The organism is Oscillospiraceae bacterium (assembly GCA_034925865.1).
In the GTDB taxonomy this organism is placed as follows: domain Bacteria; phylum Bacillota; class Clostridia; order Oscillospirales; family SIG627; genus SIG704.
This window is the reverse complement of record JAYFRN010000024.1, coordinates 22,021-37,281: the sequence shown is the minus strand read 5'-3', so window position 1 is coordinate 37,281 and position 15,261 is coordinate 22,021. Positions and strand designations below refer to the sequence as shown.

The 15,261-nt window shown below is 38.3% G+C and carries 16 protein-coding genes and 1 tRNA gene; 16 read left to right on the top strand and 1 reads right to left on the bottom strand.

Annotation, left to right across the window (positions count from 1 at the left end; translation table 11 throughout):
- Positions 1-3: 3 nt before the first annotated feature.
- The 5 genes from VB118_08950 to VB118_08930 all read left to right on the top strand — a co-directional run bounded on the left by VB118_08950 (position 4) and on the right by VB118_08930 (position 4,001).
- Complete coding sequence (locus VB118_08950) at positions 4-1,152, top strand: diguanylate cyclase (GenBank protein ID MEA4832729.1); 1,149 nt, start codon at positions 4-6, stop codon at positions 1,150-1,152.
- Positions 1,153-1,330: 178 nt separating this feature from the next.
- Positions 1,331-1,415 (top strand) — tRNA-Leu (locus tag VB118_08945).
- A gap of 104 nt (positions 1,416-1,519) precedes the next feature.
- Complete coding sequence (locus VB118_08940; protein MEA4832728.1) at positions 1,520-2,560, top strand: hypothetical protein; 1,041 nt, start codon at positions 1,520-1,522, stop codon at positions 2,558-2,560.
- A 114-nt stretch (positions 2,561-2,674) separates the two neighbouring features.
- Complete coding sequence (locus VB118_08935) at positions 2,675-3,451, top strand: HAD family hydrolase (GenBank protein MEA4832727.1); 777 nt, start codon at positions 2,675-2,677, stop codon at positions 3,449-3,451.
- 70 nt (positions 3,452-3,521) lie between these two features.
- Positions 3,522-4,001 (top strand): NUDIX domain-containing protein, encoded by a 480-nt coding sequence (locus VB118_08930; protein MEA4832726.1) that lies wholly within the window; start codon positions 3,522-3,524, stop codon positions 3,999-4,001.
- A gap of 61 nt (positions 4,002-4,062) precedes the next feature.
- On the opposite strand, the gene VB118_08925 is transcribed toward VB118_08930, so the two are convergent.
- Entirely contained in the window at positions 4,063-6,120 is a 2,058-nt protein-coding gene (locus VB118_08925; protein MEA4832725.1) for an alpha-galactosidase, read from the bottom strand.
- 483 nt (positions 6,121-6,603) lie between these two features.
- Here VB118_08925 and VB118_08920 point away from each other — a divergent pair, with 483 nt between their 5' ends.
- The 11 genes from VB118_08920 to VB118_08870 all read left to right on the top strand — a co-directional run bounded on the left by VB118_08920 (position 6,604) and on the right by VB118_08870 (position 15,118).
- Positions 6,604-7,680, top strand: coding sequence for a PfkB family carbohydrate kinase (locus VB118_08920; protein ID MEA4832724.1), 1,077 nt, complete (start codon positions 6,604-6,606; stop codon positions 7,678-7,680).
- Positions 7,681-7,771: 91 nt separating this feature from the next.
- Entirely contained in the window at positions 7,772-8,998 is a 1,227-nt protein-coding gene (locus tag VB118_08915; protein MEA4832723.1) for a hypothetical protein, read from the top strand.
- Between the two features lie 12 nt (positions 8,999-9,010).
- Positions 9,011-10,363, top strand: a complete 1,353-nt coding sequence (gene uxaC / locus VB118_08910; GenBank protein MEA4832722.1) for a glucuronate isomerase — start codon at positions 9,011-9,013, stop codon at positions 10,361-10,363.
- A 545-nt stretch (positions 10,364-10,908) separates the two neighbouring features.
- Positions 10,909-11,187, top strand: coding sequence for a hypothetical protein (locus VB118_08905; protein ID MEA4832721.1), 279 nt, complete (start codon positions 10,909-10,911; stop codon positions 11,185-11,187).
- 411 nt (positions 11,188-11,598) lie between these two features.
- Positions 11,599-11,958: a hypothetical protein gene (locus tag VB118_08900; GenBank protein MEA4832720.1), complete on the top strand. Its 360-nt coding sequence runs from the start codon at positions 11,599-11,601 to the stop codon at positions 11,956-11,958.
- Between the two features lie 50 nt (positions 11,959-12,008).
- A complete protein-coding gene (locus VB118_08895; protein MEA4832719.1) occupies positions 12,009-12,398 on the top strand; it encodes a hypothetical protein in 390 nt (129 codons plus the stop codon).
- Between the two features lie 72 nt (positions 12,399-12,470).
- The gene (locus tag VB118_08890) at positions 12,471-13,424 is read left to right on the top strand and encodes a diguanylate cyclase (protein ID MEA4832718.1); all 954 of its coding nucleotides are present in this window, start codon (positions 12,471-12,473) and stop codon (positions 13,422-13,424) included.
- A 94-nt stretch (positions 13,425-13,518) separates the two neighbouring features.
- The gene (locus VB118_08885; protein MEA4832717.1) at positions 13,519-13,857 is read left to right on the top strand and encodes a hypothetical protein; all 339 of its coding nucleotides are present in this window, start codon (positions 13,519-13,521) and stop codon (positions 13,855-13,857) included.
- Positions 13,858-13,882: 25 nt separating this feature from the next.
- Positions 13,883-14,197 carry a hypothetical protein gene (locus VB118_08880; protein ID MEA4832716.1) on the top strand — a complete coding sequence of 105 codons (315 nt, stop codon included), beginning with the start codon at positions 13,883-13,885 and terminating at the stop codon, positions 14,195-14,197.
- A gap of 30 nt (positions 14,198-14,227) precedes the next feature.
- Complete coding sequence (locus VB118_08875; protein MEA4832715.1) at positions 14,228-14,536, top strand: hypothetical protein; 309 nt, start codon at positions 14,228-14,230, stop codon at positions 14,534-14,536.
- A gap of 285 nt (positions 14,537-14,821) precedes the next feature.
- Positions 14,822-15,118, top strand: coding sequence for an STAS domain-containing protein (locus tag VB118_08870; GenBank protein MEA4832714.1), 297 nt, complete (start codon positions 14,822-14,824; stop codon positions 15,116-15,118).
- Positions 15,119-15,261: the final 143 nt, after the last annotated feature.

Genomic DNA, 15,261 nt, shown 5'->3' with positions numbered 1-15,261 from the left:
GTAATGGCAATTGTATATCTTGAACTTAATTTATTCGCAGTCACTGTCTTGATGCTTATATTTTTCAGCAAAAAGCATTCACGCAGCTTCTATCGTGACCAGAACCTCTTTGACGCACTTATATTTTCTAATATATTCATGCTGTTTACCGACACCGCAATGTGGCTTTTGGACGGTAAGCAGTTTGAAGGTGCGCTTTTTTGGAACACCGCTGTTACTTTTCTGTATTTTTTAGGAACTCCTTTCGTCTGCTTTTTTTGGCTTTTATACTGCGACAACGCAATATATGTAAGGTCGAGAAAAAGGCTGATGAAAATCATGCCGCTTTATTCCATTCCGCTTTTCGTAAATTCTGTATTCACTATCGCTTCGCTGAAATATAATTTCTTATTTTATATAGATGCCAATAACATTTATCATCGCGGGGCATGCTTTTATATATATATGGCAGCAGCTTTGATTTATCCTTTATATGCCGCCTTTATAAGTGTGAAGAAAGCTGTATCAGTCGTTACTTCGAAAAGGCGTGAGTATTTTTTTCTATCGCTTTTCATGTTGCCTCCAGTAATTGGAGCTATAATTCAATCAATGTATTACGGGCTCGCACTTTTATGGAGCTGTACCGCGATATCGATTTTGATGATTTTTATCAATGTGCAGAATGACAGGATATCTACCGATGAGCTGACCGGAATAAACAACCGCCGCCAGATGAATCGATATCTCGAACAACTTAGCAAGTACCACGACCATGATAAATATGTAACCGCGATGATGATTGATATTGACAGATTCAAGTTCATAAACGATACATACGGACATTGCGCCGGCGATGCTGCGCTTGTCACAATCGCAAGCTTGTTAAAACAGGCTTGTAATGAAAAAAAGGCTTTTCTCGCCAGAGTCGGCGGAGACGAATTTGTTATAATTTATATTCATGCCGGAAAAGATGAACCGGCCGAATTCATAGAACAGATAAACTATAAAATAGACGATGTGAACATCCGATCTAATAATGGATACAAACTGTCTTTGAGCATCGGATACGCATACGGAGAATGCGGTAAACCATCTGTGGACGACTTGATACTTGAAGCAGATAAAAAAATGTATGAGGTAAAAAAACATTACGCAATAAAAAGCGAAGCGTAGTTTACTGTTCTGCCGTAGCTTTCTTTCTATACCGGATTCCTCTCCGCGCCCTACAATGTGAATTTTTCTTTGGGAATTTACATCGAAGAAAATAATCAACATTTTTTATCTTTACTATTGACAAATCCTAAAAATCGAGTATAATAGACAACGTTGCGGGTGTGACCCGCAGCGATATGCGGAAGTGGCGGAACTGGCAGACGCGCACGTTTGAGGGGCGTGTGGTTTACACCGTACGGGTTCAAGTCCCGTTTTCCGCACCAAAAATCAGCAAAAGAAGTCGATTTTAATGATCGACTTCTTTTGTTGTTTATGGTAGAATGGTAAATGAAATTCTAATTATTTATAGACCGGAGGACAAGATAAATTGTTTGAAAAAACCATTAATTTTTTATTAGAAAACGCCTGTGTAAGCATTCGGTATTTGGTTAATTGGGACATGCTGAAAACCTCGATTAACGATCCGATGATGCAAAATATGCAGACGGAAATTCTACAACAAAAAACGGTGCAAAAGTATTTGTCAAAGCAGCATTCCGACGGTTGGTTTGGTGATGAGCTGCATGGTGGCAACGGAATGGATAGTATTATCGGCTCTTTGCTCATGTATGGTGTGGAAGCGGATAGTCCTTATATTCAAAAAGCTATAAAGGCCTTGCTCACTCCAGAAATTGCCGAAAAACACAAAAATTATTTTGCCGGGGGCGATGCGCTAGACTTTGATGGCCGCGGTGGAAATAGGTCGGTTACCGCTGGTATTTTAGTCAAAGCGCATGTACCAGAGAGTACGCCGCTTTTGGCTGAAGAAATTCAGATTGCGTTCAATCATCTCTCCGGCGCACTCGAACATAAAAGCATAGAAGATTTTACGAAAAAAGGAGCTAAATACCGTTATTACAAACCTTGTGTAAAATTCCCCGGTGGAAATCATATTTACATATTAGCAAATACACATAACTGGCAGACTGCCGAAAGCCTACAAACAGCAAAAGCTGCGATGACGCATTGCTATTCACTCATGAAAGATGTCGGGTATATCATGTTCCGCAAGCCGAAGGAATACGGCGGTAGTTATGTGGGACCGTTTAATTATGACTGGAATTCTTTAAACAATATTGATATGACAGATTTTCAAAACATCGTAAACAATCAATACCATTTTGCCTTTGGTTTTTGGCTCAGAAACTTAATCGAGCATCCTGAATGGGTTTTACAAACGACTCAATCTTATGAGTTTTTGGCTGAATTATTGGAAGAAGATAAATTGATGAAGATTATACCGGATAATACCAAAGAAGGATTTAGGCATTTATTGGGAATTGAACCATATTGGAAAAATAAAACTGCTGTCAATTGTGATTTGACTTTTGCCGTACTAAAAACATGCTGGCCTGTATTAGCAAAGTAGACCATTAAAACTGATGGTGTAGCGAATAATGCATAACAGTGTTCCATTCAATATCACAATTTAGCATCTGAGCCGATATCATATTTGGCAATTAATATGTAAAGGGGTGTAACTATGTTTGATGTAAAGTTGATTGTGACAGATTTAGATAATACTTTATTAACCTCAGATAAAGCTATATCAATGTATACTGCTGATGTACTAAATAAGTGTAAAGCCAAGGGCATTCAAATTGCCTTTGCTACTGCTAGACCTGAGCGAGCCGTTTCACGGTTTATTTCAGCGGTGGCGCCCAATTTTATAATTTCCAACAACGGTGCAACTATTTCACAAGAAGGTGTATTACTTTACAATAAAGTAATATCGCCGAACATAATAAGTTCGCTTTTACATAATTTCTATGAGGAAAAACAAATTATGTTGATGACTGCGGAGGTCGGACATTGTCTCTATACAAATTATAATGGGCCTCCTTGGGAGGAAGGATGGAATCCGGTTTATCATAATTTTTCCACAATACCTGAGGGCGAAATTGTTAAGATATCTACCGAGTGTCTAAATGTTGAAATTATTCGAAGTATTCTTACGAGGTATCCAGAATTACATCTTTATGAAAACAGCGGCGAATCATGGAAGCAAATTATGCATAGAAATGCAACAAAAATAAATGCAGTCCGATTTATCTCTGAATATCTGAGGATTAATATCAGCCATATAGTTGCTTTTGGCGATGATTATAATGATGTAGAAATAATTAAACATTGTGGTATTGGCGTAGCAGTTGATAACGCTATAGCCTCCGCCAAACAGGTAGCTGATTACATTTGTAGCAGTAATAACGATGATGGTGTAGCTCATTGGATAAGTGAGCATGTACTTTATAATGAATAGAAATTTAATTGCATCATAACTTCAAGAATTATTTTCTAATAATTTGGTAAACACGAATAGGAGGATAATAATGAGCATTCGAAACTCAGCGAAAGCAATCATAATTAACGAAGGCAAAATTCTCCTCAATAAATGCTTCGATGAACGTAATGGTAATTATTTTACATTGCCTGGCGGGGGACAAAAAGTATATGAATCTCTCTGCGAAGCAATTATTAGAGAATGCCTCGAAGAAACTGGTTATTCAGTTTTCCCCGATAAATATGCAGCCTTATACGAGGAAATCTGCGACAATGAAGCTTTTCGTAAAAACGATCCCGACTATGCGCACAAAATATATCACATTTTTATTTGCAGATTACAAAATGAACATAGAGTGCAACCGACGGAGATTGACTCTACGCAGATAAAAAGCGAGTGGATTGAAATTGGACAGCTGGAAAATGCCTGTCTGCTGCCTAAAGCTGTGGGTGACAACATATTGAATATTATTAATAACGATGCCCCTCTATATTTGGGTTCCGATCATATACCATATAATCATGGTTAAATTGTGTAAAAATGAAAAGCGGAGATACAATTTGTGTCTCCGCCTTTTTCGTTATTCAACTCTATTTTATCAAAGTATAATGATACAATGCCGAATCGGGTGATTTGGTCATTTCAACTTCCAATCCATCATTCATCAGATAATTTCCGGTATATTCGCTTATAATACCGGTGTTGTAGTTTTTAACAGAATATATACCACGCGGCTGCAATCCGTGAAGTTTGATTTTTGCAGTTTTATACGGAGAGTCTTTTCTCATGAACAGCTGAAGCATTCCTTCACCGTTTTTATTATAATCTCCTTCTCCTTTTAAATATTGAAGGTCATCGTTTACAGGAAGGTCAAACTGCCAGCCTATCCAGCTCTGATCATCTATGCTGTAAGGGGTTACCGGATAATAATCGCCGTAGAGGCAGTAGGCATTCTCTTTCCATTCTTCCATCCATTTTTTTAAGAGTTCGAAATCAAATCCTTCTCTGAATACATTATCACAGCCGCTGAAAGAAAGAAGGAGGCAGCTTCTGTGATAATAAATATCTTTTTGGTCAGCAGGCATATCAAAGGAACCGAAAAATGGAAACCATTGAAAAAGCGAATGATGAAATCCGTGCTTTACAGTTGTATCACTGTAATCATAATCGGTCTTATGAAGCGGAATGCTGCGGCGCATCGTTTCAAGATCGTTGCGCCTTCCGCCGGAGGCGCAATTATCTATAAACAGTCCCGGGTTGTCCTCCAGCAGTCTGTCATAAAATTCGAGAAAGCCTGTGCAGTAATGGTTTTCAAGTATTCCTGTTCTTTCAGGTTCTTCGTTTTCCGCCCAGCAGTTATACGGTTCAAAGTTGAAATCTTCTCTGTATATACTTAATCCCTCGCTCTTTATAAGCGAGTCTATTCTGTTTACTATAAAATCCTGAGCCTCTTTTATGCCGATATTTACAAGCCGGGAACCGGCACGCATATATCCCGGATCCTTTTTATAAATATCTTCGTATTCTGCGCATTTAAGGCACCACTCAGGATGCTCTTCATAAATTTCTGTGCCCGGGTTTGCCCGCTCCGGCTCGAACCATAACATTGTCTTTGCTCCGACTCTTTTACGTGCATAAACTGAAAGCGCTCTGATCCCGTTCGGAAAACGCTTTTTGTCTACCTTCCATGTGCCTGTGCAGTGCCACCAGTCGATAGGAGCCATATCGTACCAGCCTGCGTCAAGCCACAGATAATCAAAGTTAATGCCGTTGTCTGCATACTTATCAATATAGTCAAATATTTTCTGTTCCGTTGCATAAATCATTTCATAAAAAATCTTTCCGGAATAGTTGATAAAAAATGGAGGGATCAGCTTTCCTTCAGGATGTGGCATATTGCACTCGATGAACCAATGACGCCATAAATTTACAGTCCTAAAATCGTCACAACCGTCATAGAAATATAAAACAGCCATAGGCGATACAATCGTTTCATCCGGATGTAGCCTGCAGGTAAGGTTTTGCTGTTTTCCTCTGATTCTGACACCCTGTGTGGCAAAATCCGTCGGAATAGGCGAGAAGGTCGTTTCCCACTGACCCTGCCAGCTCAGTATAAAATAACAGCCCTTTATATTATTTTGAAACCTGTAATACGGGAACTCTAAATTAGTAGGTCTTCCGCCGTAATTACAATATGTTTTTTCGCATCGCTTATAAAAAATCTGCTCTGACGGACGGTAACCTGTTCTGACATCGTTATCACCATCAAAGTGGTACAAAACTGGCATTTCCTTATCTTCCGCAAACAATACGGTATCAATAGCGTTAAGCTCGGAAATAATATCCGAATCGCAGTCTGAAACGTTCTTCAGATAAAGCTTCCATTCACATTCGGCATATTTTTTGTTCAATACGGCAACACATTTTATACAAAGACCGAAATCCGTATTATATGAAACATTATACTCGGTTCGCATGGAATCCAATATTCGCAGTGAAATTACTTTTTTAACATTTTTATCAGATAATGCTAGTCTTTTACCCGAGTAATTAAATGAAAAAGGTGGTTCTGCCGAACCCAGGAAATTGCTTTCAAACCAATTGTACATTCTGTCGATTTCTTCTTGCGTTGATATGTAGGATTTCATAATCCATATGCTCCGTTTCTCGCATTAAAAATGCTGCTTTCAATTCAATATTTTTATTGATGAATCGTTCAGGTATTTTAGAATAGTTTAGAATTTACCGCTGTGTAACCTATTTATATATTACATCATTTTCGCTATTAAGTAAATCCAAAATAAAAATATTTCATATTATTAACTCGGCATTTAAATAACTACCGCTATAAGAGAGAAAAGGCTCTAGTATATGGGCTTTTCTCTCTTATAAGACAAAGCTTATTTAAATACCATTTTAATAACACAGTAATTATTAAAACGATAATTGAATAATCCTTAATAATAACCTATGTGTTTGAAATTCCTGTAAACTGATATGTAAATCACCTTATATCAACAAACATTTACAAAATGCTTGCGTAATAGTTCTTGAAAACCGATTTCGCATATGATATAATAATAAGAAAATAATGTCTCGGCATTTATATTATTCGGAGGAAATTTATAAAAATGAAAGAATTGAAAAAAGACTGCATATGGTCTCTCGTCGTGCCTACAAGTATGGGAGTCAGAATTTGCCCTCCGGACGGACAGCCCGTTCAGACAAGCAATATGTTTTTTATGCAGGCAACCAGCGCAGAGACCAACGTAGCTAGCATATCGAGTTACCTCGGTCTTCCTGTAAAAGTGCTTACAACTTTTGTAAAGGACAGCCCGATTGCCGCCTTCATCAAGAGCAATTTAAGAAGCCGCAATATGAATTATGAAGGAAAGGATGTGGAACAGGGCGGTCCCTGGGGATACCGTCATCAGTTCAATATCGCTGACAGCGGATACGGCTCCAGAGGTCCGCGCGTTCAGAATGACCGCGCCGGCGAAGTTGGCAGGACACTTAATATTAATGATTTTAACCTCGACCGCCTGTTCGGAAAAGAGGGTGTTCAGATACTTCATCTTTCCGGACTAATCGGAGCTCTTTCACATGAAACCAGCATATTCTGTCTTGAACTCGCCAGAGCCGCAAAAAAATACGGCACGCTCATTTCCTTTGACCTTAATTACCGCGCTTCCTTCTGGAAGGGTCGTGAGCAGGAGCTTCATGATATATTCACCGAAATAGCAGGAATTTCGGATATTCTCGTCGGAAATGAAGAAGACTTTCAGCTTTGCCTTGGTATTCAGGGACCCGAGGCAGGAGGGAAAGACCTCGCCTCGAAAATTGACAGCTTTAAAGTCATGATTGGCAAAGTCAAAGAAGCATTCCCGAATACCTCCATATATGCGACAACCCTTCGTCAGGTGATAAACGTAAACAGCCATCTCTGGGGCGCCATAATGCTTCAGGGCGGCGAATGGCAGGTCGTCGAGCCGCGTGAGATCCGCGTTCTCGACCGAATCGGCGGCGGCGACGGATTTGTCGGCGGACTTCTTTATGCCATACTCAAAGGTTGGAATGCCGAAAAGCAGATACAATTCGGATGGGCGAGCGGAGCGCTTGCCACAACTTTCCTAACCGACTATGCTCAGCCTGCTGATGAAGAACAGATCTGGAGCATTTGGGGCGGAAACGCAAGAGTCAAGAGATAATCAATTTGCGGGCTGCCGATTCTGGCAGCCCTACATACTATTGACGTTCATAAAAATTTAAATACGTTAAATCTGAAAGGCATGGCATAATATGTCCGAACAAACAGAAATTTCTTTGAAAGCGCTCTGCGAGTCACTCGGCGTAAATTCCCTTCCTTCTTTCTTTTCCGATATTTACGAAAAAAAGTTATGTGAAGGCACTCTTTTTGACACATTTCGTCTGACAAACGAATATATATTATCTCAGCATAAAAAATACTGCTTATTCGACGAATCACTGATTCCTCTTATATTGAAAAGCGCCGCAGCCATTCGCGAAAGAGGCGAGCTTATTACATATATAAATCTTCTTACCGATTCATATTCAGATCCCTCAAATTTTTTTGAACGCCTTTCCGAATTCTCCGGCCCTGATGTAGGCGGCGCGGACGATACGATAGATTTTCTGTATTTATTCGCTCTTCTGCCGCTTATTGATATTCAAGATGCGGAGCTCACCCGCCACAACATGCCTCAGGAGATCAAATCGCTTTCATTCAGAGAGTATAATGATAAAATATTTGTTGATGCGCTTCAATACGGACGTCCTGTATGTGCGAAAGGTCATTTTGGCTGGTTATTAAGATTTTGCCATGCTACAATAATCAGGATCGAAGAACTGAGCTTTGAAATAAAGCGTGGCACCCGGTTATCCTTTTCCGCATATCGGAACAAGCTTGATGGGTCGGTATGTGTGTTTTATAACAATGTACGCATTCATAAAAGCGGAATGGTTCTCGGTTCTTCGCTGTATGATGACGGAAACGGTTCATTTACCGCCACTTTTGACGAATCAGACACAGAAATAACAGGATATCCAATCGACGAAAAATGTCTCTGCTCAGATACTCCGATTACTCTTTCGAAAACCATCTGGGAGCTTGTTATCAAATCCGGGGATGATTATATTAATGTTCATATTCCACGCGGCGCCAAAATCGATTCAGTAAACAGCAAAAAGTCATTTGATTCAGCACGTATAATTTTTGATGAATTATATGATGATTTTCATCCGAAGTCATTTATATGCTTCTCGTGGCTTCTCGACCCAGCACTCGGCACAATATTAAAACCGGATTCAAATATACTAGGCTTTCAAAAGGAATTTTCACGTTTTCCATATCAAAGCGCCGGCAGAGAGGTCTTTTCCTTTGTTTTCCCCGCTCCGTTTAAAGATTATTCCGAGCTGCCTGAGAAAACAAGCCTTCAACGATCGATTAAGCAGAAATATCTTAAAGGTGAAAAAATTTACGGCTTTGGCGGAGTTAAGCCATTTTAGCGGGAGTTTATAATGAAAAACAATATACTTCTCGAAACTGAAACTGCATATTCGCTTTATGATTCAATCAGGCAACTTCCGGTAATTGATTACCACTGCCATCTTGATCCGAAAGAAATATATGAGGATCTGACTTTCGGAAGCATAGGTGAAATCTGGCTTAGATCCGATCATTACAAATGGCGGCTTATGCGCGCCTGCGGCATAGACGAAAAGTATATAACCGGCGACGCCTCCTGGTATGATAAATTCACGCATTTTGTCAAAGCGCTTTCCTTATCTCCCGGAAATCCGTTATATTACTGGTCAAGCGCCGAGCTTTCTTCATATTTCGGAATTGAACTTGCAATAAATGAAAATAATGCACGCCTTATCTGGGACTCAGTAGCCGAAAGGATAGCTTCCGGCTTGCTCTCGCCTCGTAAAATACTCCAAATATCAAATGTCAAGACGCTGTGCACCACCGACGACATATGCGATCCTCTGAAATATCACAAGCTTCTGGCCGACTCCGGAATGAAGCCAAAGCTTCTTCCGACCTTTCGCACGGACAAACTGTTTTTTATCAACACGCCCGTTTACCGCGAATACATTAAAACTCTCGAACATATAACCGGAATGGAAATTTGCGATCTCGCTTCATTAAAGTCAGCTATATCATCAAGGCTTTCGTTTTTTAAAACCGCCGGCGCCAGATTTGCCGATATCGGAATAGAATATTTCCCGGAAACAGTTTTTTCCGACGACTTAGCCGAATCTGTTTTTACAAAAGCTCTTTTCGGCAAAAAATGTACATATAACGAAATAAACGGCTTTTCCGGAAATCTTCTCGCGTGGCTTAACCGGCTTTATGCAAAAGAAAATATCATTTCTCAACTACATGTTTCGGTAAAGCGCAACGCCAATCATAAAATGTATGACAATCTCGGTCCTGACATCGGCACTGACTGTATCGCGGATGATTTCAAAGTTCAAAGCCTTATCAATCTGTTCAACGCCGTTGGAGATATGCCGAAAACCATTGTATATATGCTGGATTCCGCTCACATTCCTGCCGTGGTTTCCGCATGCGGAAGCTTTCCCAATGTGCGTTTTGGCGCGGCGTGGTGGTTTTGTGACAACCGCCGCGGTATAGAAAACGTGCTTTCTTCAATTTCGGAAATTTCCTCTCTCGGATCGTTTTTGGGTATGCTCACAGATTCACGCAGCTTTCTGTCTCTGTCGCGCCATGATTTTTTCCGCAGAATTCTCTGCAATTACGTAGCAAAGCTTGTAGACAGCGGCGAATTTCCCGATATAGAAAACGCTCAACGCGTCTGTTTCGATGTATCGTATAATAATATTAACAACCTGATAAATATGTGACCGCAAAATTCGTTTTTCCGGAAAGCATGCAGATGATAATTTAAAGATAAATACATCACCTTTTTCATGGGTGGTGTATTTTTTTTATTTGTTTTTTCTACTTGCGGATAAGTGGGATATAAGAGATACATTCTTTTATTCAGTTTACGTGCGGTTGACAACTATTCGCATAATGTTTACATCGAATACATTGAATTTTAAGAGGCTTGTATATTTTGCGTATATTATATTGTAATACGGATAATTTAGCCATAATTTTTAACATTGTATGAAATAGTGTTGAACAATTTCGGTAAATATGTTATAGTATCAACAATAAAGTCGTAATTTGTAGATAGGAGTTTTTATTAGAATATGTCATCGAAAAGCTGATGACTGTATCCAAATATAAGTAATACAGCATTTGTCTGATGAGAGCTGGAAGACACATGAATTGGTGTCTCTTATACATAATTTTTATATTAAGTTTTTTTCATTTTTATTGAAGTATAATCTTATTTTTTGAAAAACTTATTCGATATAATATATTGGAAAGGAAATATATCATGAAAAAGCTGATGGTAGACGGAAAAGAGATTTCTATTGACGATAAAATGATATGCCAGTTGTCGGATGATGAACTTGAGAGCGCATGCGGCGGTACAAACAATAACGGCAAGCTATACTTCCGTCTTGTCTGCGACCAATGCAGATTAGTAAGCTGGTGGAATCCCAAAAAAGCTGAGCAGATTTATTTGACTGATTTCCATAAATCGCTGGGCTGTATCGGCACACTAAAAGATGAATTAGAGTATTTTGATTCTGACCCAGATCTGACAACTTAATAACAGCTGTTGTTTCAGAAAGGAAAGAGCAATATGAGTAAAATACAGAATAACTTAAAAGTAAATCTGATCATGACGCAAAGGATTCTCTTGAAGATAACGCCTTTAAAAATGTATCAGGAGGATTTACCATTTTTGATACATTTCAAAATCGTTGGTCTCCGGGTATTTGTGACGCGATATGGGGCTCATGTCCTCATTTGATTATAACACGAACAGGCGGAAAGTGCAGTAATTTTAACGCCTATGCTGAATATATGGTTAGCTGCGATAAGGGTTGTTTCACAAATATTTCATATCGTGAGCATCTCGATTAAGCACATTAGTTAACATAAAGAATTTTTTATTAATAACACGAAGATTTTGCTGGATGTAAATTATAATTATCAAACAATATTAAGGAATTTTATTATGAAAGAATTACCAATGGAATTAAAACAACGCATAAACGAAGCCGGTAAGGACGGGGAATGGGCTGCAAAGTTACATAACGCCGAATCTTTAGAAAAGTTTACGGAACTACTGAAAGAAAAAGGAATTGAGCTTCCGGTTGAAGTGATATGTGAACTTAAAGAAAACTCCAAAATAAACAAAACCGGAAAATTGGACGATAACAATCTTGAGGGAGTTGCCGGCGGATGGACTACGAGCTTTAACTGCCAAAGAAAATATAATTATTATTTGTGTGAATTGACATCATGCCCTCATGAACATTATGATGAAATTCAATGCACAAAATATTGTGATTGGGGTTATTGGTCTCTACATTAACCACATAAGCTGTGAAAATAAATAATAATAGAATATTTGGGGAGGACAACATGAAACTGCCAATGGAATTAAAACAACGCATAAACGAGGCCGGTAAGGACGAGGAATGGGCTGCAAAGTTACATAACGCCGAATCTTTAGAAAAGTTTACGGAACTACTGAAAGAAAAAGAAATTGAGCTTCCGGTTGAAGTGATATGTGAACTTAAAGAAAACTCCAAAATAAACAAAACCGGAAAATTGGACGATAACGATCTTGAGGGGATTGCCGGTGGATGGACTACGATCTTTAATTGCCCAAGAGAATATAATATGGTTTTGTGTGAATGGACATTATGCCCTCATAGACAAATAACAGATTGCACCCCGGATGAAAATCATTACAAAATATGTTGTGATTTAGGCTGTTGGTCTCAAGTCCGCGGTTATCAAAATGTGTAATATATACTTAATAAGAAGTACTTTACATAATGTTCGGATAAAATGTCACAAAATGTAGAATAGGTAATTATTATGCTAATAAACAGAATAATTAATAGTTCGCTTGTATTCCAGCATGTGATTGAAAATATGCATGACGGTGTTCTTACTATTGACAATTCCGGGTTTATAACTACGATCAATCCTGCTGCAGAAATAATTCTTAATAAGAAAAAAGATGAAATTTTGGGTAAAAAAATATCCGAGGTTTTTTTCGTATACCCGGAAAACGATGACTTTATTCAACTCATACTCGATGCGGTATATGACGCTTCGATGAGCCATCATAAAATTTGTACTTATTACACGGGCGAACAAAATAAATCTCTGTTTATGACGACATCGTTTCTAAAAGTTCAAATTGATAATGAAGTTCAACCCATTGGCGTTACGGTGTTGTTCAGTGATGTAACCGAATTAGGAGAACTGCGCGATGCGGCGGCGGCGCTTGATAAGATAAAAGTATTAAACCAAAAGTTGGAGAGGCTGTCCTATTTGGATGAATTGACCGGCTTGCCTAACCGCCGCTTTTTTAATGATACATGCAATCGGGAATGGTACAGTGCAATTCAGGATCAAAAACCGATCGCTTTTATCATGATTGATATAGATTATTTTAAAGAAATCAATGATAATTATGGTCATGGTATCGGCGATAAATGCCTTTCATCTGTTTCTAAAGCACTCGGTAATTCGTTGTACAGACCAAATGATATGGTTGCGCGTTATGGCGGAGATGAATTTATCGTGGTTTTACCTAATACCGATATTGAAGAAGTTATTGTTATAACAAAAAGCATTCAAAACAATATATCAGAATTGAATATTGAAAATTCGTATTCTCCATTTAAAAAGCTGACGGTCAGCATCGGTGCTGCCGGTTATGTTCCGGAAAAAGGATCTCATTGGGAAAATCTTTTGGCCGGTGCTGATAAGGCACTTAATAAAGCAAAACAAAACGGCAAAAATCAAATATTGTTTTTATAACTTATAGGAATATTTGCGCTATATAGCTGTCTGTGTTTTTATATACACAAGCAATAATACATATAATGTAAACAAATTAACGGGAGGGAAAACAATGTCAGAGGCAAAGAAAGAGGAAAATTCAGAGCAGCAGAACAAAGATACTAAGAAAGTAGAAAACTCAGATCAGCAAAAATCAAGTTCGGAATTGAAAGACAATGAACTGGAGGATGTATCCGGCGGCCTTTTCGGCATAACACTTATTGATGAATGCCCATGGGAATTTAAATTCACTTCTTGCATGATGTCTCCATTCGGAAGATGTCCGAGATTAATTGTCGAGGATAAAAAACCTCGTTATCCGTCTTACCCCAGCTTAGGATATGAATATGTTGTTACTTGTTCTAAAGGCATCTTTACAAAGCTTGAATTTTTCGAAGTATATGATGTGTAAACATATTATTTAAAGGAGATATGAAATGGCAGCTGAAAAAACGAAAGATAAAAAAGAAACAAAGAATAGCCAGACTCCAGATAACCCAGGTAAAGAAATAAACGAAAGTGAACTGGAAAATGTATCCGGAGGTTTATGGAACATAACCATTTGGGATACATGTGAGAATGCATTTGTTGCTGACAAATGCTTTGCGAATATTTGGGGGCAATGTCCAAAGCTTATTGTTGAAAGCAAATCATTGTCTGAATTAAATCAATACACTTATTGCTTTACCTGCACCAAAGGTTGTTTCGCAAAATTGAAATATATGACTAATGTACCTGAAGGTGACGAGTAAAATCTTCACATAGAGAGAATGTGATACATAATGGATAAAGAGAAAAAGGCCGTATCAAAAAAGCCGGCTCCGGTTATCGAAGCCAATGCAGTTAATGATGATGAGCTTTCGGATGTTTCGGGTGGACTTTGGAATATTACGATACTTGACACATGTCCGAAAAGCTTTAATTATTTCCATTGCTGTAAAAATTTTGGCAAATGCCCAAATTTAATAATCAATGACGAGCAATCCCGCAATGCCGGGTTTTTAAAAAAAGCATACAGCTATGTGTTTTCCTGCGCAAAAGGTTACTTCAGTCAAGTCAGTTATGCAGATAACGCTCAGGATGAAGATTAATTTCAACGCTATAATTGATGGTAGCTTATGCCAGTGATTAATTTATTAACTCGGCAATTAAATAATTACCGCTTAAAGAGAGAAAAGACTCTGGTATATGAGCTTTTCTCTCTTGTAAAACAAGACTTATTTAATTGCCGTTTTAATAACAGCCTTCTGAAAACGGAACAAATGTTTGTTCCGTTTATACGTCTTGTCCATATTTTAATTTAAATGATGAACAAGATTGAAAATAAAACAGCCTTATTACTAAAGAAATAACTACTATATTTCAGGAGAAAAAGAATGACTATCGAAAAGAACATAAACGGAAGTGAAATGATTGTTGCTCTGACAGGCAGATTGGACACAACCACCTCTCCTCAGCTTGAAGCGGAATTCAAAAAAAGCATCGACGGTGTGGACTGTCTTATTCTTGATTTTAAAAACCTGGAATACCTTTCATCCGCCGGATTACGTGTATTGCTTGCCGCTCAAAAAGTCATGAACAAACAGGGTAAAATGGTGATTCGTAATGTAAATGATACTATTTCGGAAGTTTTTGAAATTACGGGCTTTGGCGATATTCTGACAATAGAATAGATTATTTACATGGATAGCTTAATGATATTTGTTTTTAAGCTTGTGCAAATTTCGAAATAATATCCCGAAAGAAATTTTCATACAAGAAAAGGTTATTCTGCCCTTCGCGAAGCATACCTTTTCATATCTTTATGGATCAAACG